Source organism: Amycolatopsis dongchuanensis (assembly GCF_039542405.1).
Taxonomy (GTDB): Bacteria; Actinomycetota; Actinomycetes; order Mycobacteriales; family Pseudonocardiaceae; genus Amycolatopsis_E; species Amycolatopsis_E sacchari.
Window position 1 is genome coordinate 18,837 of record NZ_BAABIB010000090.1, and the last position, 22,672, is coordinate 41,508.

At 71.0% G+C, this 22,672-nt stretch carries 20 protein-coding genes and 1 pseudogene; 10 read left to right on the top strand and 11 right to left on the bottom strand.

Annotated features, from left to right (window positions below; genetic code table 11):
• Together rpmI and infC are read right to left on the bottom strand one after the other, a co-directional pair.
• Entirely contained in the window at positions 1-195 is a 195-nt protein-coding gene (rpmI, locus tag ABFX51_RS24185; protein ID WP_091513228.1) for a 50S ribosomal protein L35, read from the bottom strand.
• Between the two features lie 71 nt (positions 196-266).
• Positions 267-881 carry a translation initiation factor IF-3 gene (gene infC / locus ABFX51_RS24190; RefSeq protein ID WP_091513227.1) on the bottom strand — a complete coding sequence of 205 codons (615 nt, stop codon included), beginning with the start codon at positions 879-881 and terminating at the stop codon, positions 267-269.
• 203 nt (positions 882-1,084) lie between these two features.
• On the opposite strand from infC, the gene ABFX51_RS24195 reads away from it, so the two are divergent.
• Entirely contained in the window at positions 1,085-1,444 is a 360-nt protein-coding gene (locus ABFX51_RS24195; protein WP_091513224.1) for a DUF1844 domain-containing protein, read from the top strand.
• Between the two features lie 48 nt (positions 1,445-1,492).
• On the opposite strand, the gene ABFX51_RS24200 is transcribed toward ABFX51_RS24195, so the two are convergent.
• Complete coding sequence (locus tag ABFX51_RS24200; protein WP_091513221.1) at positions 1,493-1,873, bottom strand: RidA family protein; 381 nt, start codon at positions 1,871-1,873, stop codon at positions 1,493-1,495.
• A gap of 14 nt (positions 1,874-1,887) precedes the next feature.
• Positions 1,888-2,634, bottom strand: a complete 747-nt coding sequence (locus ABFX51_RS24205; protein ID WP_091513219.1) for an IclR family transcriptional regulator — start codon at positions 2,632-2,634, stop codon at positions 1,888-1,890.
• A gap of 92 nt (positions 2,635-2,726) precedes the next feature.
• Here ABFX51_RS24205 and ABFX51_RS24210 point away from each other — a divergent pair, with 92 nt between their 5' ends.
• The 3 genes and pseudogenes from ABFX51_RS24210 (at position 2,727) to ABFX51_RS24220 (ending at position 6,963) form a co-directional block, all read left to right on the top strand.
• Positions 2,727-3,995, top strand: coding sequence for an amino acid deaminase (locus tag ABFX51_RS24210; RefSeq protein ID WP_346055024.1), 1,269 nt, complete (start codon positions 2,727-2,729; stop codon positions 3,993-3,995).
• Positions 3,996-4,003: 8 nt separating this feature from the next.
• Positions 4,004-5,587: pseudogene (locus tag ABFX51_RS24215) on the top strand (N-acyl-D-amino-acid deacylase family protein).
• Positions 5,584-6,963: a GntP family permease gene (locus ABFX51_RS24220; protein ID WP_346055025.1), complete on the top strand. Its 1,380-nt coding sequence runs from the start codon at positions 5,584-5,586 to the stop codon at positions 6,961-6,963. Before ABFX51_RS24215 ends, ABFX51_RS24220 begins: the two are co-directional and overlap by 4 nt.
• An 85-nt stretch (positions 6,964-7,048) precedes the next feature.
• Here ABFX51_RS24220 and ABFX51_RS24225 read toward each other — a convergent pair whose 3' ends face one another.
• The 3 genes from ABFX51_RS24225 to ABFX51_RS24235 are packed head-to-tail and all read right to left on the bottom strand — an operon-like array spanning position 7,049 to position 9,782.
• Positions 7,049-7,516, bottom strand: coding sequence for a YbjQ family protein (locus ABFX51_RS24225; RefSeq protein WP_091513210.1), 468 nt, complete (start codon positions 7,514-7,516; stop codon positions 7,049-7,051).
• The gene (locus ABFX51_RS24230) at positions 7,513-8,199 is read right to left on the bottom strand and encodes a response regulator (RefSeq protein ID WP_091513207.1); all 687 of its coding nucleotides are present in this window, start codon (positions 8,197-8,199) and stop codon (positions 7,513-7,515) included. Before ABFX51_RS24230 ends, ABFX51_RS24225 begins: the two co-directional genes overlap by 4 nt.
• Entirely contained in the window at positions 8,196-9,782 is a 1,587-nt protein-coding gene (locus ABFX51_RS24235; protein WP_245783278.1) for a sensor histidine kinase, read from the bottom strand. Before ABFX51_RS24235 ends, ABFX51_RS24230 begins: the two co-directional genes overlap by 4 nt.
• A gap of 55 nt (positions 9,783-9,837) precedes the next feature.
• Between ABFX51_RS24235 and ABFX51_RS24240 the strand changes: the two genes are divergently transcribed.
• Positions 9,838-10,698, top strand: coding sequence for a hypothetical protein (locus tag ABFX51_RS24240; RefSeq protein WP_346055026.1), 861 nt, complete (start codon positions 9,838-9,840; stop codon positions 10,696-10,698).
• 166 nt (positions 10,699-10,864) lie between these two features.
• Entirely contained in the window at positions 10,865-12,172 is a 1,308-nt protein-coding gene (locus tag ABFX51_RS24245) for a cation:dicarboxylate symporter family transporter (protein ID WP_346055067.1), read from the top strand.
• 56 nt (positions 12,173-12,228) lie between these two features.
• Here the strand turns inward: ABFX51_RS24245 and ABFX51_RS24250 are convergent, their stop codons facing one another.
• A complete protein-coding gene (locus tag ABFX51_RS24250; protein ID WP_346055027.1) occupies positions 12,229-12,669 on the bottom strand; it encodes an SRPBCC family protein in 441 nt (146 codons plus the stop codon).
• 307 nt (positions 12,670-12,976) lie between these two features.
• Here ABFX51_RS24250 and ABFX51_RS24255 point away from each other — a divergent pair, with 307 nt between their 5' ends.
• Entirely contained in the window at positions 12,977-13,552 is a 576-nt protein-coding gene (locus tag ABFX51_RS24255) for a class F sortase (protein WP_346055028.1), read from the top strand.
• 11 nt (positions 13,553-13,563) lie between these two features.
• Positions 13,564-13,866, top strand: a complete 303-nt coding sequence (locus tag ABFX51_RS24260) for a hypothetical protein (RefSeq protein WP_346055029.1) — start codon at positions 13,564-13,566, stop codon at positions 13,864-13,866.
• Between the two features lie 199 nt (positions 13,867-14,065).
• Here the strand turns inward: ABFX51_RS24260 and uvrA are convergent, their stop codons facing one another.
• Both uvrA and ABFX51_RS24270 read right to left on the bottom strand, forming a co-directional pair.
• A complete protein-coding gene (gene uvrA, locus ABFX51_RS24265; protein ID WP_091513196.1) occupies positions 14,066-16,927 on the bottom strand; it encodes an excinuclease ABC subunit UvrA in 2,862 nt (953 codons plus the stop codon).
• 53 nt (positions 16,928-16,980) lie between these two features.
• The gene (locus ABFX51_RS24270) at positions 16,981-18,210 is read right to left on the bottom strand and encodes an acyltransferase family protein (protein ID WP_346055030.1); all 1,230 of its coding nucleotides are present in this window, start codon (positions 18,208-18,210) and stop codon (positions 16,981-16,983) included.
• 116 nt (positions 18,211-18,326) lie between these two features.
• On the opposite strand from ABFX51_RS24270, the gene ABFX51_RS24275 reads away from it, so the two are divergent.
• On the top strand, positions 18,327-19,004 hold the full coding sequence (locus tag ABFX51_RS24275) for an MBL fold metallo-hydrolase (RefSeq protein WP_091513193.1): 678 nt from the start codon (positions 18,327-18,329) through the stop codon (positions 19,002-19,004).
• A gap of 150 nt (positions 19,005-19,154) precedes the next feature.
• Complete coding sequence (locus tag ABFX51_RS24280; RefSeq protein ID WP_091513191.1) at positions 19,155-22,187, top strand: tetratricopeptide repeat protein; 3,033 nt, start codon at positions 19,155-19,157, stop codon at positions 22,185-22,187.
• On the opposite strand, the gene ABFX51_RS24285 is transcribed toward ABFX51_RS24280, so the two are convergent.
• The gene (locus ABFX51_RS24285; RefSeq protein WP_143249953.1) at positions 22,178-22,660 is read right to left on the bottom strand and encodes a hypothetical protein; all 483 of its coding nucleotides are present in this window, start codon (positions 22,658-22,660) and stop codon (positions 22,178-22,180) included. The genes ABFX51_RS24280 and ABFX51_RS24285 overlap by 10 nt on opposite strands.
• Between the last annotated feature and the right edge of the window lie 12 nt (positions 22,661-22,672).

The window sequence follows — 22,672 nt, forward strand, 5'->3', positions numbered from 1 at the left end:
TCAGCGGCCGAGGAGCCGCTTGACCCGGCCCACGTCGTTCTTGGCGAGCTCGGTGGTGCCCTCCAGGCGGCGGGTCACCTTGCTGGCCTTCTTCTCCATCAGGTGACGACGGCCGGCCCGCTGGCGGCGCAGCTTGCCGCTGCCGGTCACGCGGACCCGCTTGGAGGTCCCGCTGTGCGTCTTCATCTTGGGCATGATTGCTCTCCTTCAGAGTGCAGCACACCGGTCGCCCGGTGTGCTGCGGACTGCGTCTGCGCGAAGCGCCGTCAGGACTCGACCGGTTCCTTGGCGGCCTTCTGCTTCGCCTTCGCGTTCTTGTGCGGCGCCAGCACCATGATCATGTTCCGGCCGTCCTGCTTCGGCGACGACTCGACGTAGCCGAGCTCCTGCACGTCGTCGGCGAGCTTCTGCAGCAGGCGGAAGCCCAGCTCGGGCCGCGACTGCTCGCGGCCGCGGAACATGATCGTCACCTTGACCTTGTTGCCGGCCGAGAGGAAGCGGGACACGTGCCCCTTCTTCGTCTCGTAGTCGTGCTGGTCGATCTTGGGACGCAGCTTCTGCTCTTTGATGACGGTCAGCTGCTGGTTCCGGCGGGACTCGCGGGCCTTCTGCGCGCTCTCGTACTTGAACTTGCCGTAGTCCATGAGCCTGCAGACGGGCGGGTGCGCCTGCGGCGCGACCTCGACGAGGTCGAGATCCGCCTCCTGGGCCAGCCTGAGCGCATCCTCGATCCGGACGATCCCGACCTGCTCACCGTTGGGTCCGACAAGACGGACTTCGGGAACACGGATGCGTTCGTTGATACGTGTCTCGGAGCTGATGTGGCCTCCTTGGTCCGAGGTAAGTTGTCCAGCCTGCTCGACCTGGTGCCCACATACCACACGGGCCCCGGCGCCGGCTTCCCTGGGGAAACGCCGACATGCGGGGCCCTGTTCCGATCGCACCCGCCGAAAGCGGGCGCTTCGCCACCGCGGAGGTGGCGAGACCGGACCCGGCCGCCTGTCCGGCAACACGGGTGGGAGCGGGGCTCCACTTGCCGCCCCCGATCGCTCGGAGGCTGGTCGCACGTGGAAGGGTAGCAGACGTGTCTTACAACGCTTCCTCCCAGCCCGAGAATTCCCCGGGCGTGCGCGAACTGGAGGACATCCCCAGCGTCGAGGTGATCAGCCGCGCGGCCGTCATGCTCATGTCGGCCGCGGCCGAGCGCCTCGGCCTGGCCGATCCCGACCCGGACGCCAGCCCCCACCGCGACCTCGACGAAGCCCGCCGCCTGATCACCGCGCTGGCCGGGCTCGTCACGTCCTCCGTCGAGTACCTCGGCCTGCACGCGGCGCCGCTGCGCGACGGCCTCCAGTCCCTCCAGAAGGCCTTCCGCGAGGCCTCGGCCGTGCCCGACGCGCCCGGTCAGGGCCCCGGCGAGAAGTACACCGGCCCCGTCCACTGACGCGCACCCGCCGCGGGGCCACGAACCCGGGCCCCGCGGCGGCCGTGCTCAGTCCAGCACCGCGAGCGCGTCGATCTCCACCAGCAGCCCCTCGGGCAGGCCCACGTAGACCGTGGTGCGCGCCGCGTAGGGCTCCTTGACCAGCTGGTTGTAGACCTCGTTGAACTCCGCGAAGTGCGCGGTGTCGGTCAGGTACACCCGCACCATCACCACGTCGTCGAAGCTCGAACCGGCCGCCGCGAGCACCGCCTCCACGTTGGCGAACGCCTGCCGCGCCTGCTCGGCGACGGTGGCCCCCGCGACCTCCCCCGTCTTGGGGTCGAAGCCCACCTGGCCGGCGACCTGCAGGATGTTCCCCTTGCGCACACCCGGCGAGTAGTTCGCCGCGGGTTTCGGCGCGTTCTCGGTGCTGATCGCGACCTTGCCCATCGAATCTCCCTCTCTCACTGTCCCGTCCATCCGCTGTGGACGGACGCCTCGTCCGCCGCGGCCGTCAGCTCCGGCAGGAGCGCGAGCAGCCCGTCGTAGTCCAGTAGCACCCTCGGCACCGACAGCGAGACCGCGGCGAGCACCGCTCCGCCCGGCCCGCGCACGGGGGCCGCGACGCAGTGGATGAAGTCCTCGTGCTCGGCGTTGTCGACCGCGTACCCCTGCTCGGCGACGCGCTCCAGCTCGGCCAGGTACGCCTCCGCGCTGGTGATCGTGTTCTCCGTCAGGGCCGGGTAGTCGAGCGACCGCGCGACCTCCGCGCGGCGCACCGGGTCGAGCGCGGCGACGAGCACCTTGCCGACGGCCGTGCAGTGCAGCGGGGCGCGCTTGCCGATCCGCGAGTACATGCGCACGCTGTGCGTGCCCTCGTACTTGTCGACGTATACGACCTCGCCGTCCTCGTACGTCGCGAGGTGCACGGTGTGGCCGGTGCGCGCGTTCAGCTCCGCGAGCGCGGGCGCGGCGCTGCGGCGGACGTCGCGATCCTCCAGCGCGCGGCTGGCGAGGTCGAACAACGCGCTGCCGAGCCGGTAGTGCCGCGTGCCCTCGCGCCGGACGAAGTGGTGTGCCTCCAGGGTGCGCAGCAGCCGTAGCACCGTGGACTTGTGCACGCCCAGCTCCTCGGCGAGCGCGTCGAGCGTGTCCGCGCCCTGGGCGAGCGCGCCGAGCACGCTCAGCCCGCGATCAAGACTCTGGCTCACGGCCGCTCCCATTGACCCGCACGAGTGACGATGCTACATCTACTGCATTCATCATGTGCAACCACCATTGCACATCACGCAACGGAGTACCGATGACCTCCTCCGACTGCTCGCTCGACCCCGCCGCGCTCACCGCGCTGCGGGACGAACCGCTCGACTGGCGGTTCAAGGCGATCCCTCCGGCACTGTGGGGGCTGTCGCTCGGACAGGCCGCGAAGCAGCGGCTCCACCTGTTCGACGACGGCTTCGTCGCGCCCGTGGTCGTGCTCGAAGCCGACGCGCTCGAGCACAACCTCCGCACGATGGCCGACTGGTGTGCCGGCCACGGCGTCCGGCTCGCGCCGCACGGCAAGACCACGATGGCGCCCCAGCTGTTCGCGCGCCAGCTCGAACTCGGCGCCTGGGGCATGACCGCCGCGAACGCGAGCCAGCTGCGGGTCTACCGCGCGTTCGGCGTTTCCCGCGTGCTGCTGGCGAACCAGCTGGTGGACGCGGCCGCGCTGCGCTGGCTGGCCGCCGAGCTGGAGCGGGATCCGGGGTTCGAGTTCAGCTGCTGGGTGGACTCGGTCCGCTCCGTGGAGCTGATGACCGAGGCGCTGGCCGGGGCGAAGCGGCCCGTGGACGTCCTGGTCGAGCTGGGTGGCGACGGCGGCCGTACCGGGGCGCGTGACGAAGCGACCGCGCTCGCGATCGCCGAGGCGGTGCGGGAAAGCCCGTCGCTGCGGCTGATCGGCGTCAGCGGTTACGAGGGTGCGCTGGCGCACGACAGCTCGACGCACTCGCGACAGATCGTTGCCGCCTACCTGCGGCGGCTGAAGGCGCTGACGATCACGTTGGCGGAGCGTGGTTTCTTCGACGGGACGATCGTGGTCACCGCGGGCGGCAGCGCCTACTTCGACCTCGTGGCGGACGAACTGACCGGCTGGCCCGACGGGCTGGACGTGGTGCCGGTGCTGCGCAGTGGCGCGTACGTCACGCACGACGACGGGTTCTACCGCTCGATTTCCCCGCTGCACGACCGCTTCCGCTCCGCGCTGCGCGCGTGGGCCCAGGTCACCTCAAAACCCACGGACGACCTCGCGCTGCTGACGCTCGGCAAGCGGGACGCGTCGTTCGACGAGGGGCTGCCCGAACCGCAGTTCCTGCGCCAGGACGGGAAAACCGAACCGCTGGACGGGCACGCGATCACCGCGATGAACGACCAGCACTCGTTCCTGTCACTGCCCGCCGGTTCCCCGGTGCGCGTGGGTGACTGGATCGGGCTGGGGCTGTCGCACCCGTGCACGGTGTTCGACAAGTGGCAGCTGATCCCGGTCGTGGACGGCGAAACCGTCGTCGACCTCGTCCGGACCTACTTCTAGGAACTCCCATGGACACAGTGATCCGCGGTGCCCGGATCGCCGACGGCACCGGGGCCCCTCTCGTGCGTGCCGACGTCGGGATCAGCGAGGGCCGCATCGCCGCGATCGGGGACTCGCTCGCCGGGCGCCGGGTGATCGACGCGGACGGGCTCGTGCTCGCCCCCGGGTTCATCGACATGCACTCGCACTCGGACCTGCAGATCCTCGCCCAGCCGGACCACCTCGCGAAGGTGTCCCAGGGTGTCACGACGGAGGTGCTGGGGCAGGACGGGCTGTCCTACGCACCGGTCGACGACGAGACGCTGGCGGCGTTGCGGCAGCAGCTCGCGGGCTGGAACGACGACCCGGCCGGTTTCGCGTGGTCGTGGCGGTCGGTCGGCGAGTACCTGGACCGGCTGGACGAGGGCATCGCGGTCAACGCCGCTTATCTCGTGCCACAAGGAACCGTGCGGATGCTCGTCGTCGGGCACGACGACCGCCCGGCGACGGAGTCCGAAATGGACCGGATGCGGGAGCTGGTGGCGACCGGGCTGCGGGAGGGCGCGGCAGGGCTGTCGTCCGGCCTCACCTACACACCCGGGATGTACGCCAGTACCGACGAACTGGTCGCGTTGTGCTAGGTGGTCGGCGAGCTCGGCGGCTACTACAGCCCCCACCACCGCAGCTACGGAGCGGGCGCGCTGGAGGCGTTCGCGGAGATGGTCGACGTGTCACGCCGTGCGCGGTGCCCGCTGCACCTGGCGCACGCGACGATGAACTTCTCGGTCAACAAGGGCAAGGCGCCCGACCTGCTGCGCCTGCTCGACGAAGCGCTCGACCACGGCGTGGACATCACGCTCGACACCTACCCGTACCTGCCCGGGGCGACCTACCTGTCCGCGCTGCTGCCGAGCTGGGCAGCCGAGGGCGGGCTGGACGCGACGCTGGCGCGACTGTCCGATCCGGACACCCGTGAGCGCATCCGCGTGGACATCGAGGAAACCGGTTCCGACGGCGCGCACGGGGTGCCGATGGACTGGTCGACCATCGAGATCAACGGCGTCCGGAAGGCCGAGAACGCGCACCTCGTCGGCCTGACCGTCGCGGAAGCCGCGCGGCGCCAAGGGGTTCCCCCCGCGCGGCTGTACTTCGACGTGCTCGCGGCGGAGCGGCTGGGCACCTCGTGCCTGATGCACGTGGGGCACGAGGAGAACGTGCGGACGATCATGAAGCACCGCACGCACACCGGCGGCAGCGACGGGCTGCTCGTCGGCGACCGGCCGCACCCGCGCGCGTGGGGCACGTTCCCCCGCTACCTCGCCCGCTACGTGCGGGAACTGGGCGTGCTGAGCCTGCCCGAATGCGTCGCCCACCTGACCGGCAGGGCCGCGCGGCGGCTGCGCCTGACCGACCGGGGGCTGGTCCGCGAGGGCTACGCCGCCGACCTGGTGCTGTTCGACCCGGACACCGTCCGGGACACCGCCACCTTCGACGACCCCCGGCAACCCGCCGAGGGCATCTCCCACGTCTTCGTCAACGGCGTCGCCGCCCTCGACGACGGCTCCCCGACCGGCGCGCTCGCCGGGCACTCGCTCCGACGGAGGTTCGTTTGATCCACTGGTTGCAGCACACGACGGGCGGGCTGCTCACGCTCGCCGCCGTGTCCATCGCCGTCCTGCTGCTGATGATCATCAAGCTGAAGGTCGAGCCGTTCATCGCGTTGATCGTGGTGGGCCTGCTGACCGCGCTCGCCGCGGGACTGCCCGTCGGCACGATCGTCGGCACCGCGCAGAAGACGTCGGATTCGCTGCTGGAAAAGGGTTTCGGGGGCATCCTCGGGCACATCACGGCGATCATCGGGCTCGGCACGCTGCTCGGCTCGATACTCGAACGCTCCGGCGGGGCGCGCGTGCTGACCGGGGCGCTGCTGCGGTCGTTCGGCGAGAAGCGGGCGCCGCTCGCGATGGGGCTGGCCGGCCTGATCTTCGGCATCCCGGTGTTCTTCGACATCGGCATCTTCGTGCTCGCGCCGCTGGTGTACGTCGCGGCGCGGCAGGGTGGCCGGTCGATCCTGCTGTACTGCCTGCCGCTGCTCGCGGGCCTGTCGATGACGCACGCGTTCATCCCGCCGCACCCCGGGCCGGTCGCGGCCGCCGGGCTGCTGCACGTCGACCTCGGCTGGATCATCCTGATGGGCGCGGTGTGCGGGATCCCCGCCTGGTTCGTCAGCGGCGTGCTGTTCCCGAGCTGGATCGGCAAGCGGATGAACCGGTCCGTGCCGGAGGAGATGATCGTCGTCGAGGAGGAGGACGAGCACCCGCCGTCGCTGGGCCTCGTCACGGGCATCATCGCGGTGCCGCTCGTGCTGATCCTCGCGGGCACGTTCGGCAGCATCTGGCTGCCGAAGAACTCGGTGCTGGCCGGGATCGCGGCCTTCGTCGGCACGCCCGCGGTCGCGCTGACGATCACCGTGCTGCTCGCGTCCTGGCTGCTGGGCTACCGGCGCGGGATGAGCGGCAAGGACCTCTCCGAGCTGGCGGCGGCCTCGCTGCGGCCGGTCGCGATGCTGCTGCTCGTGGTCGGGGCCGGGGCGTTCTTCGGGGCGGTGCTGTCGGCGACCGGGATCGGCAAGGCGGTCGCGGACTCGTTGCACGACGCGGGCCTGCCCGTGATCTTCGCGGCGTACGTGATCAGCTGCGGGCTGCGGATCGCGCAGGGTTCGGCGACCGTGGCGATCGTGACGACGAGCGGCATCATCGCGCCGACGGTCACCGAGCTGGGCTACTCGCAGGTGCAGCTGGCGCTGCTGGTGGTCGCGATCTCCGCCGGGTCGATCATCGCCTCGCACGTCAACGACGGCGGCTTCTGGATCGTTTCGCGCTACTTCGGGCTGTCGGTCGGTGACACGCTCAAGACCTGGACCGTGCTGGAAACCCTGTTGTCCGTGACCGGTTTCGCCGTCGCCGCGGTGCTGATGGCCGTCGTGTAGGAGGTCGCCGGGCTGCATGGCTCGCAGTACCGGCCGGTCCACCTCGGCGAGATCGCCGCCGAGCTGGACCGGCCGGAGTGCGCCGTCACTGCTGCGGATAACCCTGCGGCTGCTGGTACTGCTGCTGCGGCGGGGCGTACTGCTGGTACTGCTGCGGCTGTTGCTGGGGCGCGGCCTGCTGCTGGGGCGCCTGCTCGGCACCCTCCGGCACGACGTACACCGCGGTGCCGTAGGCGGCGATCTCGCTGGCGGTCTGGGCGATCTCGTTGCAGTCGAAGCGCAGCGCGAGCACCGCGTTCGCGCCGTAGTTCATCGCCTCCTGCGCGAGCCGGCCGAGCGCCTCGTACCGGGAGTCCGAGAGCAGTTTGGACAGACCCTTCAGCTCACCGCCCGCCATCGCCTTGAACCCCGCGCCCATGGTGGAGAACATGTTCCGGCTGCGCACGGTGAGGCCGAAGACCTCGCCGAACACCCGGACCACTTTGTAGCCGGGCAAATCGTTCATCGTGGACAGCAGGATCGGGAACTGCTGCTGGGGATATCCCTGGGTCATGGCCGCAGCCTAAGCGATGAGGGGTTCGCGCGGTACCAAACCTCCGGTCTGCCCACGTGCCCGTAGCGCGGCTCGCGTCGCGCGAGCCCGTTGTCGGCCAGGTACTCCAGGTAACGGCGCGCCGTCACCCGGGACACGCCGGTCACCTCCGCGGCGGTACCCGCGGGCATCCCGTCGGGCGCGGCCCGCAGCGCGCCGACGATCGCGTCCATGGTCTGCGCGCTCATCCCCTTCGGGAGTGCGTTGTGCCCCGGCGTGCGCAACGCGGCGAGCGCGCGGTCCACGTCGGTCTGGTCGGCCGCCTCGCCGCTGCTCCCGCGGAACTCCGCGTACCGCTCCAGTTTGTCCCGCAGGGAACCGAAGGTGAACGGCTTGAGCAGGTACTGCACGACCCCGACGGACACCGCCGCCTTCACCACGGCGAGGTCGCGCGCGGAGGTCACGGCGATCACGTCGGCGGGATTCCCCGACGCCCGCAACGCACGGCACACCGCGAGCCCGTGCGTGTCGGGCAGGTAGAAGTCGAGCAGGACGAGGTCGACGGCGTGCCGTTCGCAGAACCGCAGCGCCTCGCCACCCGAGTGCACCACGCCGGCGACCGTGAACCCGGCGACGCGCTCGACGTACTGCCGGTGCGCCTCGGCGGCGACCGGGTCGTCCTCGACCACCAGCACCAGGATCACCGCGCCACCTCCCGGCGCAACGGCAGGCGGACGCTGAACACCGCGCCGCCGTCGTGGCCGAGGGTGATCTCCCCGCCGTAGCGGCGCACCACCTGCCCGACGAGCGCCAGTCCCAGCCCGTGCCCCTCCTGCGGTTTCGTCGTCCAGCCGCGCTGGAACACCGCGTCCTTCGCCGATTCCGCCACGCCCCGGCCGCTGTCCGCGACCCGCAGGAGCAGGCGCCCGTCGTCGTCCCGCACCGTGACGGTTACGCGCGGGCGGGCGGCGGCCGCGTTCTCGATGGCGGCGTCGATGGCGTTGTCGACCAGGTTGCCGAGCACCGTGACGAGGTCACGCGGTTCGAGGTCCAGCTCGTCGAGCGCGGTGTCGTCGGTGAGCACCAGCTCCACGCCGCGTTCGCTCGCCTCGGCGGCCTTGCCCAGCAGCAGCGCGGCGAGCACCGGCTCGGCGACGGCGCCCACGACCCGGTCGGTCAGCCGCTGCGCGATCTCCAGCTCCGCCGTCGCGAACTCGACCGCCTCCTCGGTACGGCCCATTTCCACGAGCGACACCACGGTGTGCAGCCGGTTGGCCGCCTCGTGAGCCTGGGAACGGAGGGATTCCGCGAGCCCGCGTGTCGTGTTCAGCTCACCGGTGAGCAGCTGCAGATCGGTGTGGTCCCGCAGCGTCACCACGATGCCGCGGGCGCGCTCGTCGGAGCGGACGGGCGCGGTGCTCACCACCAGCACCCGCGTGTCGGTCAGGTGGATCTCGTCGGTGCGGGGCTCGTCGTCGCGGAAGGCGGTCACCAGGTCGGCGGGCAGCCCCAGTTCCGCGATGGGCTTGCCGACCGGGTCGTCCCGCAGACCGAGCAGCGCCCGGGCGCCGTCGTTGCACAGCACCACACGGCGGTCCTCGCCCAGCAGCACCAAACCCTCGCGGACCGCGCGCAGCGTCGCCTCGTAGTAGGCGAACACGCTGCTCAGCTCGGCCGGGGCGAGGCCACGCGTCTGCCGCCGCAGCCGTCCGCTGACGAGCACGCTGCCCGTCAGCCCCACCACGAGCACGGCGGCCGCGACCGCGAACAACGGCCGCAGCCGCTGCGCCAGCTCCGCGGAGATCGCCTCGACGCGGATGCCCACCGCGACGAGCGCCACCACCCGGTGCTCGCGGTCGAACACCGGCACCACGGCACGCATCGAAGGCCCGAGGGTGCCGCTGTAGGTCTCGACGACGACACCGCCCTGGCGCGCCTCCGCCGTGTTGCCGAGGAACCGCTGCCCGATCACCGCCGGATTGGGGTGCGTGTAGCGGATGCCGTCGGGGTCCATGATCGTGACGAAGTCGACCCCGGTGTCGGCCCGCACCTGTTCCGCGTACGGCTGCAGCCGCGTGCTCGGGTCCGGAGTGGACAGTGCGTCGAGCACGGTCGGCGCGTCGGCGATGGTGCGGGAGACCGCCAGCACCTCGCGCGTGGCCCGCTGGTCCGCGGAGCGCGACGCGTCGAGGAACGCCAGCCCCGCCCCGACGCCCACCAGGGCGACGACGCCCGCGACCTGCACCAGCAGCAGCTGGCGGGCCAGACTCCAGCGCCGGTTCCGCACCCGACGAGCCTAAAAGAGCTGACAGGACCGCGGCGGGGTGGGCATGCTTGCGGCGATGAGCGAACGGGCGGTGCGCCGCGTGCGCGAGCTGACCGATGGCCCGAGCGTGCTGGACGGGCTCACCGGGTCCGACCTGACGACGTTCCTGCTCGACGTGTTCCGGCGTCGCGCGCGGGAGCGCCGTCCGGCCGACGTGCTGCGCCGCTACCGGGAGGACCGGTTCGCGACGCCCGGCACCGTGGACCTGCTGTCGCTGCGCCGGGCCGAGGACGCGTTGCTGACCGCGCTCCCGCCCGGCACCGACACCGTGTCGCTGGCTCCGCTCGTGCCACTCGGCACGCACTGGGTGCTGGGCGGGGTGGACCCGCGCAAGGCGGTCGCGACCGTGCGGGGCACCGAGGTCGCGGCCGATTCGACGGTGGGTCTCGCACTCGAAGCCGCCGCACGGCGGACCGGTGCGGGCACGGTCCGCCTCGCCACCACCCAGCGCGTGACGCGGGCCCAGCTGTTCGACGGGGCGGGGGCGCACTTCCAGCTCTTCGCGTTCGTGACGGCGGGCCGTGGCCCGGATTTCGAACGGGAGCACCTCGCCGAGCACCTGCGGTTCCTGATCGAGGCGCTGCGGGGGCGCGAGTTCCGGATCGCGTTGACGTGCCTGGACCGCCAGGGCGAGGCGATCGCCGAGTCCGTCCGGTCGCTGCCCGGCGTCGTCGACGATCCCACCAGGGAGCGCGGACGCGACTACTACCGGCACCTCTGTTTCAAGGTCTTCCTGACCGGCGGCGAGGACCGGTTCGAGATCGGCGACGGCGGCTTCACCGACTGGACGGCGAAACTGCTCAGCGACCGCAAGGAGCGGCTGCTGACGACCGCGATCGGCGTGGACCGGCTGGCGCTGCACGCCAGGACGGGGTGAGGCGGGCGCGGGCCGCGTGAACTCAATGAACACAACCGTGACCGCGGCCACGGCGCCCCGCATAGTTCCCTGTCGAGTCGCGCCGGTGAGGGCGCGCCGTCCCCACTTGGAGGCAAGGGTGCCGACAACGCAATCCGCCGACGCCACGCCACGGCGCCGCGACCGGATGCACTACCTGTATCTCGCCGTCGTCGCGGCGGTCGTGCTCGGCGTCATCGCCGGGTTCCTCGCGCCCGGGTTCGCCAAGGGCCTCGCGCCACTGGGCACCGGGTTCGTCAACCTCATCAAGATGATGATCTCGCCGATCATCTTCTGCACCATCGTGCTCGGGATCGGCTCGGTCGCGAAGGCCGCCAAGGTCGGCAAGGTCGGCCTGATCGCCATCGGGTACTTCCTCGCGATGTCCACCGTGGCCCTGATCATCGGGCTCGTCGTGGGCAACGTGCTGCACCCGGGCTCGGGGCTGCACCTGGACCCCAGCGCCGCGGCGAAGGCGCACCAGCAGGCGACCGGCGGTGAGGGCAGCACGGACTTCCTGCTCGGCATCATCCCGACGTCGCTGCTGTCGGCGTTCACCGAGGGCTCGGTGCTGCAGACGCTGCTCGTCGCGCTGCTGGCCGGGTTCGCGCTGCAGAAGCTCGGGCCGGCGGGCAAGCCGATCCTGCGCGGCATCGAGCACATCCAGAAGCTGGTGTTCCGGATCCTGTCGATGATCATGTGGGCCGCGCCGATCGGCGCGTTCGGGGCGATCGCGGCCGTCGTCGGCAACACCGGCTGGGCGGCGCTGCGGAGCCTGCTGGTCGTGATGCTCGGGTTCTACATCACGTGCGTGCTGTTCGTGTCCATCGTGCTCGGCGCGATCCTGTGGTTCGGGGCGCGGATCAACATCTTCAGCCTGCTGCGGTACCTCGCGCGGGAGTTCCTGCTGATCGTGTCGACCTCGTCGTCGGAGTCGGCGCTGCCGCGGCTGATCGCGAAGATGCAGCACCTCGGCGTGAGCCGGTCCGTCGCCGGGATCACCGTGCCGACGGGGTACTCGTTCAACCTCGACGGCACCGCGATCTACCTGACGATGGCGACGCTGTTCATCGCGACGGCGCAGGGCAGCCCGCTGTCCATCGGGGAGCAGATCTCGCTGCTGGTGTTCATGATCATCGCCTCGAAGGGCGCGGCGGGCGTGAGCGGCGCCGGCATCGCGACGCTCGCGGGCGGGCTGCAGTCCCACCGGCCGGACCTCGTCGACGGCGTCGGGTTCATCCTCGGCATCGACCGGTTCATGTCGGAGGCGCGTGCGGTGACCAACTTCGCGGGCAACGCGGTGGCGACCGTGCTGATCGGCTCGTGGACGAAGGAGTTCGACCGGGAGAAGGCCGCGGCGGTGCTGGCGGGCCGGGAACCGTTCAACGAGACCACATTGCTGGACGAGGACGAGCAGACCCCGGAGGAACCCGCCAGGGAGAAGGCGCTCGCCTGAGTGCTGGTTCGTCGGCGCCCGCCCGGGTTTTCCCGGGCGGGCGTCTTTCGTGGGGGTCAGGCCAGGCGGTCGAGGAGACCGCGCCGACCTCGGCGCATCATGAGCGCGTGGTTGAGCTCGAAGAGCGGGCGCGCGACCGGGGAGAGGCGGCGCAGCAACGGTTTCGTGGCCACGACCTCCTGCGTGATGTCCAGCGTCGTGCCACGGGGGTGGCCGAGCACGCGCGCGGCGAGTGAGCCCTGGAGGTCACCGTCGAGGTGGACGCGCAGGCGGCCCGCGGACGCGTCCTGCTCCGCGCGGCGCATGCGGATCACCAGCCGGTACGGCAGCGTCGCCCGGCAGACCAGCTCCGCCGTGTCTTCGTCGATCTTGCGCACCGAACGGACGTCGGGCCACCAGCCCGGGTAGCCCTCGAGATCGGTCACGGCGTCGAACACGGCCCGCCGCGGGGCGGGCAGGAACCACGTGTCCCGGAACCGGTAGCCGTTGAGCCGCACGGGCTCCAGTATGAGCGGTCTTTCGCGGCAGCCCGCGAACCTCGGTGAGGCCGGCGTGGAAAGGTCGGACGTGCCCCATCGGGCACACGTCGTTGCGCCGGTAACGGTTCCAGCTGAGCGCGAATCAGTGGCTGTCCACGGCAAACCTCGTTTTCCCCGCTACTGGCGGCGGGCCTCGCACGACGCGATCCCGGATAACGGTGAGATAACGATCGCAACACGAAGGCGCCCGTCCGGCGCCTTGTGGGGCGTCAAGCGCAGAAAGCGATGGGGGTCCTCGTTGAGAACAAGAAGACGGCCGGCATCGATGCGGAACGCGGTGCTGTCCCTGCTGGCCGTGCTCGGCCTGCTGCTCGCCGGGTGCACGGGTACCGGATCAGCCGGCGCGGGCAGCACACCACCCGCGGAAAACGCCGGGGGCCCGGTGACCGTGGCGGTCGCGGACCCGAGCGCGGTGGACATCCCGAAGATCGGGGCGCACTCGAGTCTCGTCCCGCTGGGGGTGAACGCCGACGGCACCGTCCAGGTGCCGCCGGTGGAGACTCCCCAGCAGGCGGGCTGGTATCACGAAGGCCCTCCGCCCGGTGACGTCGGGCCCGCGGTGATCCTCGGTCACGTCGACGGGAAGGGGCAGAAGGGCGTCTTCTACCGGCTGCACGAACTGAAGCCGGGAGACGAGGTCACCGTGTCCAGAGTGGACGGTTCGGTCGCCAGGTTCTCCGTCACCCGCGTCGATCAGGTCGACAAGGACCAGTTCCCCACCGAGGCCGTCTACGGCGACACCTCCGATCCCGAGCTGCGCTTGATCACGTGCGGCGGCAGCTTCGACCACGCCGCGCACAGCTATCGCGACAACATCATCGTCTACGCCAAACTGTCCTGAAAGGAAAACCCATGCCCACCATGAAGCTCCTCACCGCGGCCGACCTGCTCGCCGCGGCCGGCAGTCTCGTCGTCCTGCCCACCGCGAGCGCCTCGGCCCCCAGCCCCTGCGAGGCGCTGTCGGGCAAGGCGGCCACCCAGGCCGAGGCGGGCAAGCTCGCCGCTGCCCGCGACGCCGAGTGCCTGAAGGCGCTGGAAGCCAAGAAGGCCCGGGCGGACGCGCATGCCACGCCGGACAAGGACGCCCGGGCCAAGCAGGTCCGCGTCCTTCCGCACGGTGCGCCGGAAACCGGCGACGGCTCGCTGGCGGGCTGAGCATCTCCCCGCGTTCCGGCGGGCGGCTCTCGTGGAGTCGTCCGCCGGAACGGCGGTCACGATCGTCCACGACCCGGTGGTCGCCGGTTCCGGCTGGAACGACTTCCTCACGACAGCGACAGCAGTGGTCGGCCCTTGAGCCCGAGGGGCCTGCGAACTCCGGTGAGACCGGCCCGGAAACCGGCCTCACCGAGCTGCCTCAGGCGCCTGCCAGCACCGTGCGGAGGAACTGGCCCGTGTGGCTCTCCTCGACCTCGGCGACCTGCTCCGGCGTGCCCTGCGCGACGACCGTGCCGCCGCCCGAACCGCCCTCCGGGCCCATGTCGATGATCCAGTCCGAAGTCTTGATCACGTCCAGGTTGTGCTCGATCACGATGACCGTGTTGCCCTTGTCCACCAGGCCGTTGATCACGCCGAGCAGCTTGCGGATGTCCTCGAAGTGCAGACCGGTCGTCGGCTCGTCGAGGACGTACACCGTCTTGCCCGTCGACCGCTTCTGCAGCTCGCTCGCGAGCTTCACGCGCTGCGCCTCGCCACCCGACAGCGTCGGCGCGGGCTGGCCCAGCCGCACGTAGCCGAGCCCGACGTCCACCAGCGTCTGCAGGTGCCGGTGGATCGCCTTGATCGGCTCGAAGAACTCCGCGGCCTCCTCGATCGGCATGTCCAGCACGTCCGAGACCGTCTTGCCCTTGTAGTGCACCTCCAGGGTCTCCCGGTTGTACCGGGCGCCCTTGCACACCTCGCACGGCACGTACACGTCCGGCAGGAAGTTCATCTCGATCTTGATCGTGCCGTCCCCGGCGCAGGCCTCGCAGCGGCCGCCCTTGACGTTGAACGAGAACCGGCCCGGCTGGTAGCCGCGCACCTTCGCCTCGGTGGTGGCCGCGAACAGCTTGCGGATGTGGTCCCACACCCCGGTGTACGTCGCCGGGTTGGACCGCGGGGTGCGGCCGATCGGCGACTGGTCCACCCGCACCAGCTTGTCCACCAGGTCCAGCCCGCGCACGCGCGTGTGCCTGCCCGGCACCTGCCGCGCGCCGTTGAGCTTGTTCGCCAGCACCGTCGCCAGGATGTCGTTGACCAGCGTGGACTTGCCCGAACCGGACACGCCCGTCACCGACACGAGGCAGCCCAGCGGGAACGACACGTCGACACCGCGCAGGTTGTGCTCCCGCGCGCCCACGACCGTCAGCTGCCGCTTGCGGTCGACCGGCCTGCGGATCTCCGGCACCGCGATGCCCTTGCGCCCCGACAGGTACTGCCCCGTCAGCGACTCCTTGCTGCGCAACAGCTTCTTGTACGGTCCACTGTGGACGACCTGACCGCCGTGCTCACCGGCACCCGGCCCGATGTCGACGACCCAGTCGCTGGAGCGGATCGTGTCCTCGTCGTGCTCGACGACGATCAGCGTGTTGCCGAGGTCGCGCAGCCGCGTCAGCGTCTCGATCAGGCGGTGGTTGTCCCGCTGGTGCAGGCCGATCGACGGCTCGTCCAGCACGTACAGCACGCCCACCAGGCCCGAGCCGATCTGCGTCGCGAGCCGGATGCGCTGCGCCTCGCCACCGGAGAGGGTACCGGCGGCGCGGTCGAGCGAGAGGTAGTTCAGCCCCACGTCGAGCAGGAAGCGCAGCCGCGCCTGGATCTCCTTGAGCACCGCGCCGGCGATCATCTTCTGCCGCTGGCCGAGCTTGAGCCCGTCGAGGAAGTCCGATGCCTCCTCGATCGACAGCGCGCACACCTCGGCGATCGACCGGTCACCGTACTCGGCGTGCTCCAGCGTCACGGCGAGGATCTCCGGCTTGAGGCGGGTGCCCTGGCACGCCGGGCACGGCACCTCGCGCATGTAGCCCTCGTACCGCTCGCGCATGTACTCCGACTCGGTCTGGTCGAGGCGGCGCTCCAGGAACGGGATGACGCCCTCGAAGTTCGCGTAGTACGAGCGCTGGCGGCCGTAGCGGTTGCGGTAGCGGACGTGCACCTGCTCGTTGACGCCGTGCAGCACCGCCTTCTGCACCTTCGCGGGCAGCTTGCGCCACGGCGTGTCCATCCGGAAGCCGATGGTCTCCGCGAGCGACTCCAGCAGCCGCTGGAAGTACTCGGCGCTCTGCCCGCCCGCCCACGGCGCGATCGCGCCCTCGGCCAGCGACAGCTCGTCGTCCGGCACCACGAGCTCGGGGTCGACCTCCTTGCGGATGCCGATCCCGGTGCACTCGGGGCACGCGCCGTACGGCGAGTTGAACGAGAACGAGCGCGGCTCGAGGTCCTCGATGGTCAGCGGGTGGCCGTTGGGGCAGGCCAGGTTCTCCGAGAAGCCCCGCACGCGGTGCGGGTCACCCTCCGGCAGGTCGACGAACTCCAGCTCGACCAGCCCGTCGGCCAGCCGCAGCGCCGTCTCCACCGAGTCGGTGAGCCGCTGCTTCGACGACGGCTTGACCGACAGCCGGTCGACCACGACGCCGATGTGGTGCTTCTCCTGCTTCTTCAGCTTCGGCGGGTCGGTGAGCTGGTACACCTGCCCGTCGACGCGGGCGCGCGAGTAGCCCTGCTGCTGCAGGTTCGCGAACAGGTCCTGGTACTCGCCCTTGCGGCCGCGCACGACCGGCGCCAGCACCTGGAAGCGCGTCCCCGGCTCCATTTCGAGCACCTGGTCGACGATCTGCTGCGGCGTCTGCTTGCTGATCGGCTCGCCGCACTGCGGGCAGTGCGGCTTGCCGGCGCGCGCGAACAGCAGGCGCAGGTAGTCGTAGACCTCCGTGATGGTGCCCACGGTGGACCGCGGGTTGCGCGAGGTGGACTTCTGGTCGATCGACACCGCGGGCGACAGGCCCTCGATGAAGTCGACGTCCGGCTTGTCCATCTGCCCCAGGAACTGCCGCGCGTACGCCGAGAGCGACTCGACGTACCGGCGCTGCCCCTCGGCGAAGATCGTGTCGAACGCCAGGCTCGACTTCCCCGAGCCGGACAGGCCGGTGAACACGATCAGGCTGTCCCTGGGCAGGTCGAGGTCGACGCCGCGGAGGTTGTGCTCGCGGGCGCCGCGAACAACGAGGCGATCAGCCACGCCAAGGTCCCTTCACTGGATATTCCGGCCGTCAGGCTGCGGCCGCGGCCATGCTAGGACGGACCACCGACAGAAACGGGCGCCGGCGGACCGCCCGCCCGCTCGGGCAGGAGGTCGTCCGGCGCGGATCGGGGCGATGGCGCCGTCCGGCGCGGTCGGGTCAGCCGCTCGTGCACCGGTCGTTCAACCAGTGTAGTGAGCAGCCAGCCGGTCAGGATCGCCGCGGCGACGACGAGCGGGAGCCGCGCCCAGCCCGGCACCCCGAGGTCCAGCAGCACCCTGGCGAGCACGTAGCCCAGCTCCTGGTGCACCAGGTACACGCCGTAGGAGATCCCGGCCAGCCACCTGATCGCCGGGGCCAGCGGGCGCAGGAACGTCCAGTCCGGCCCCTTCGCCGCGGCGCAGATCGTGACGAGGAGCACGGCGAAACCGAGGTCCGACGGCAGCCGCGCGGGATCGGTGGGCAGCGCCACGTGGTCGGGGTAGAGGTGCAGGTCCTGCGCGCACACCACGGCGGCGAGCAGCAGCGCCAGGTGCGCGCCGCGCATGCGGTCGCGGGACCACAGCCACACGGCGATGCCCGCGGCGAAGGCGTGCATCCGGTGCAGCCCGAAGCCGAACACCACGCTGTACGCCCACGGTGCCGGGTTGTGCACGCCGATCACGACGAACCGGACGAACAGCGGCACCAGCGTCAGCCCCCACGCGAGCGCCTGGAGCCGCCGGTCGCCCCGCAGCCACGGCACACGCGCCCACAGCAGCGCGGCCGCCGCGAACACCATCAGCTGCACCGGCAGCGTCCAGTACGAGCCGTCGAGCCAGATGAACGACTGGTGCCAGCCCTGCACCATGAACAGGTTGATCAGCAGGTCCTTGCCGACCGGGACGTACCACGACGTCTTCCACGCGATGCCGTCCGAGGTCGGGCCGAACAGCGTGGCGAACCAGCCGCCGCCGAAGCCCTGCCCGTTGAAGACCGCACCCGCCGTCCGCATCACGAAGTAGGTGACGACGACGGCGACGAGGTACGGCGGCAGCAGGCGCGCGACCTTGCGCCACAGCCAGCGGCCCGTCGAGCCGCGCCGGATCGTCTGGCAGACGAAGAAACCGGAGATGACCATGAGCCCGGCGGCGCCGAACTGGGCGGTGACGCGGAACGGGTAGTCGGCGAGTTCGGGGTGCGCGAGCGGGCCCTGGTGGGTGATGTGGCCCAGCATCACCGCCAGCACGGCGGCGACGCGGACGGCGTCCCAGCTGATTCTGCGCGATTTCTGGCGGGGCACGGGCTTCCTGGGGAGTTCGAGCGGGGTCTGGCAACGGGAAGCGAGGTTACGTTACGAATCTGAGACCGGGCTGAACGGGTGGAACTCGCCGCAGCGCGACGGCTACCGTGTGCCAGGTGAACGTCGTGGAGGACTACACCGGGCACGTCGAGCCGGGCGGGGACGCCGCACGGCGCACGCTCGGGGCGCTGACCATCACCAAACTGTCCGTCGGGCCGATGGACAACAACGCGTACCTGCTGGTGTGCCGGGCGCAGAACGAGGCGCTGCTCATCGACGCGGCCGCCGACCCCGAGCGCATCTCGGACCTCATCGGGCACGGCCCCGACCGGCCGGCGCTGCGCACCGTCGTGACGACGCACCAGCACGGCGACCACTGGCAGGCGCTGGGCGCGGTGGCGGGCGCGAACGGCGCGAACACGGCCGCGCACCCGCTCGACGCCGGTCCGCTGCCGGTGCCGCCGGACTTCCTGGTGGAGCACGGCGACACCCTCACCGTCGGCGACTGCACGCTCGAGGTGATCCACCTGCGCGGGCACACGCCGGGGTCGATCGCCCTGCTGTACCGCGACCCGGACGGCCCGCCGCACCTGTTCACCGGTGACTCACTGTTCCCGGGCGGCGTCGGCCGCACCACCTCTCCGGAGGATTTCCGCTCGCTCATCGACGACGTGGAGTCACGGATCTTCGACGTGCTGCCCGACGAGACGTGGTTCTACCCCGGCCACGGGGACGACTCCACGCTGGGCGCGGAACGCCCGAAGCTCGCCGAATGGCGCGAACGGGGCTGGTGAGCCGGAAACCACCCGAACGGGGCCGCCCAGGTGCTGGGCGGCCCCGTTTTGTTGTGGGGCCGGTAGCCCGGTGGCAGCACCCGCGGCGCTGACGCCGGTGACGACCTGAGCGCGTGTAATGCCAGCGACGGGCGGCGCGACTCAACGCGCGTGAGCGAGATCGAGTCAGGCCGGCTGGCGCAACTCGTCGAGCTGCTCACCCAGGCATCCGTCCGTGTCCACCGCGAAGGGTCGTTGCGGGGTTCCGGGTTCTTCGTCGCCCCGGGCACCGTGCTGACCTGCGCGCACGTGACGGACGGAGTTTCCGGCGCTGTCGAGGTCGAATGGGGTGGACGGCGGTTCGCCGCCGACGTCGTGCACGCAGAGCCCGCTGTGGTCAACGCCAACCCCTGCCCACCGCCGGACCTGGCCGTACTGCGCCTGTCCGATGCGGAGGCGGTGGACCACCCGTGCGTGGTTCTCGACGATGAGCCGCTGCGGACCACGGACCGGGTGCTGGCCTGCGGGGTGGCTCCGGCGTTCGGCCACGCCCTCGAATCGGAGACGTTCGACGTGACCGGGCAGAAGTGGTTCAGCGGTGGGGACATCGTCAAGCTCGGACGGGGTCAGGCCGTGCCGGGGATGAGCGGCAGCCCGGTACTGAGCCTGCGTACCGGTCGCGTCGGCGGGATGTTGCGCACCACCCGCGACGCGACCAGCGCACTCGGTGCCTGGGTGGTGCCCGCGGCGCGGCTCCGGCAGACGCTCGCGGAACTCGCGCTCGAAACCGTCGAGCGGATGGATTGGACGCGGGTCGCCGAAGGCTGGGACGAGGTGGTCCGTGACGCGTTCGTCCCCCGGCCCGTCCTGCCGGAAGACGCCCCGCCGAGCCTGCTCCTCAAGAGCGAATACGAATTCGTGCCCTTCCTGGGCCGCAACGACCTGATCGAACGGATCGAGACGTGGCAGCGGCAACGCGGCCACCTGGGGGTGGCGCTGCTGACCGGGCGGGGCGGGGAGGGCAAGACCCGTCTCGCGAGGCAGCTCTGCGCGCGGGCGGCCACGCGGCCGGGAACGATCGCGGGCCTGCTGCACAAGGACGTGCCCGCGGAGGTCGTGGACCGGCTCGCGGCACTGAGCGGAACCGTACTGCTCGTCGTCGACTACGCCGACACGCGTGAGGACGAACTGGTGCGGTTGCTGGACACGCTCGCGCGGAACGGGGAGCGGACGAACGTCGTCCGGGTACTGCTGCTGGCCAGGTCGACCGGGGACTGGCTGGAGCGCCTGCAAGCCCGAAGTCCGGATCGCGTGGCCCTGATGCTGGAGTCGGCGCCGGTCTGGGCACTGCCCCCACTCGCGGAGGCAGCACCGCTGCACGCGGAAGCCCTGCGCCGGTTCGCGGAGCGGTTCGGCACGGCTGTCCGCGAGGAGTTCGCTCCGCCGGCGGACGGACACGCACTCACGGTCTGCCTGACCGCGCTCACCCAGGTCCTCGACGAGGCAGTACCCACAGCCGCCACGGAAGACTCCGGGCCGAGTGCCCGCCTGCTGCACCACGAGGCCCGCTATTGGCTCGATGCCGCCCACGCCGAACAGCTGCCGGACACCCATCCGGAGCTGCTCCGCACCCTCGTGTGCGCGGCAACGCTGCTGGGGGCGGACGATCCCGCCGAGGCCGAACACGTCGTCGCCGCCGTGCCGGAGTCCCCCGCAGGATACGAATGGCGGTACCTGCAGTGGTTGCGCGGGTTGTACCCCGCCGAAGCCGGTGTCGCACCGCTGGAACCCGACCGGCTCGGTGAGGACCTCCTGGCCCGCTGCCTACGACGTCGGCCAGACCTGCTGCAGATCCTGCTGACCGGAGCCACCGAGGCGCAGAGCGATCGAGCGTGGACGGTCGCGGCTCGCGCGGCCGCCCGGCACCCCGCGGTGGCGGAGGCGCTGTCGGCCGCTGTGCGGGCGGATGCACGCCGGTGGCTCGGGCCCGCTGTGTCCGGCGCGATCTCCGCCGGCGAACCGGCCGTCGCGGCCCCCCTCATCGAGGCCGGAACGCCGCTGATCCCCGATCCCCTCGTGCTGACCGAGGTGGAGCAGCGGATTCCGGCTACCTCGTTGGCTCTGGCCGGTGCCGCGCTGACGCTCGCGGAGACCGCGGTCGTGCTGTCGGCTGAACTACCCCCGACGGACAGGGCACTGCTGTTGAGCAGGTGTGCGACACGCCTGAGCGACGCGCGGCGTTATCCCGAAGCGCGCCGCCACACCGAGCAGGCGCTGGCGATCCGCCGGGAGCTCGCGGCGGCGGACCCGGCCGCGGAACCGCTGCTGGCCCAGTCGGTGCACCAGATGGCGATCCGGCTGGCCCGTGCGGGAGAACACGAGGACGCCGGCGCGTACGCACGCGAAGCGGTCGAGATCCGCCGACGGCTCGCCGAGGCCGGGACGGAGGACTCGCGCCGGGAGCTGGCCGCGTCGCTCAACAATCTGAGCGTGCGGCTCGCGGAGCTCGGGGAGGACGAAGAAGCGCTCGCCGCGATCGAGGAAGCCGTTGCCCTCAAACGCGGACTGTACCGGGAAGACTCGGACACCTCGCAGGCCTCGCTCGCCGTGTCGCTGAACAACCTCGCGGTACGGCTGTCCAGGCTGGGACGCGAGTCCGAGGCCCGAGACGTCGTCGGCGAGGCGGTGGAGTTGCGCAGGCTCCTCGCGGAGAGGTCTCCGGACTCGTACCTGCCCGCTCTCGCGCTGTCGTTGAACAACCTCGCCGCCCGGCTCGCGAACTCCGACCCGGAGGCGGCGTGGAAGACGATCCAAGAGGCCGTACACATCCGGGAACGGCTGGCGTACCTGATGCCGGACCGCTACCGATCGTCGCTCGCGGTTTCGCTGAACTCACTGGCGGCCCGCCTGGGTGCACTCGGTTATCACGAGGAAGCGCTCCCCCACGTCGACCGGGCGATCGCGCTCAAGCGAGAACTTCCGCCCACAGTGCCCGCGAACCGGGAGAGCCTGGCGACGTCGCTGCTCCAGCGAGCCAGCCGCCTGCAGGATCTCGGGCGGCTGGCCGAGGCACTGGACTCCGCGCGCGAGGCGGTCGCGATCCGGCGGGAGTTGCCGGACACGCCGCGGTACCGGAAGGCACTCGCCCGGGCCGAAGAACGCTGTGCGTTCCTCGTGAACGCGTTGAACGGGGGTCAGCCGTAGAGGTCGTCCACGAACGCGCGCAGATCCCGCAGGGCGGCGGGTCCGCCGGGGCGGACGGTCACGTCGCTGAGCCCGTCCGGTGCGACCGGTTCGGTGAAGCTGCGCACCGCGGCCACGACGGCTTCGCCCTTGATCCTCTCTTCGACAGCGCGCCGGTCGGCGGCGGCCGCCTCCTCGGTCTTCGCCCGCGCCTCGGATCGTGCCGCGTCGGCGTCGTCCTGCGCCGCGGCCGCGTTCTGCCGGGCCGCCGTGACAGCACCGCGGCCCACCTCGCGTCCGAAGATCCAGCCGACCGCTGTGAACGTGAGGGCTTCGACGGCACCGAACAGGTACACACGCCGCTGCCACACGATCTCGTCGCCGCCGGAGTTCAGGAACATGACCACCACGAGCACCGTGAACGCGAGCACGATGCCCACGGCGGTCCAGAACCGCCACGTCCACTGTGGCCGTTGATCATCCGCTTCAGCCACGGGCACCACCTC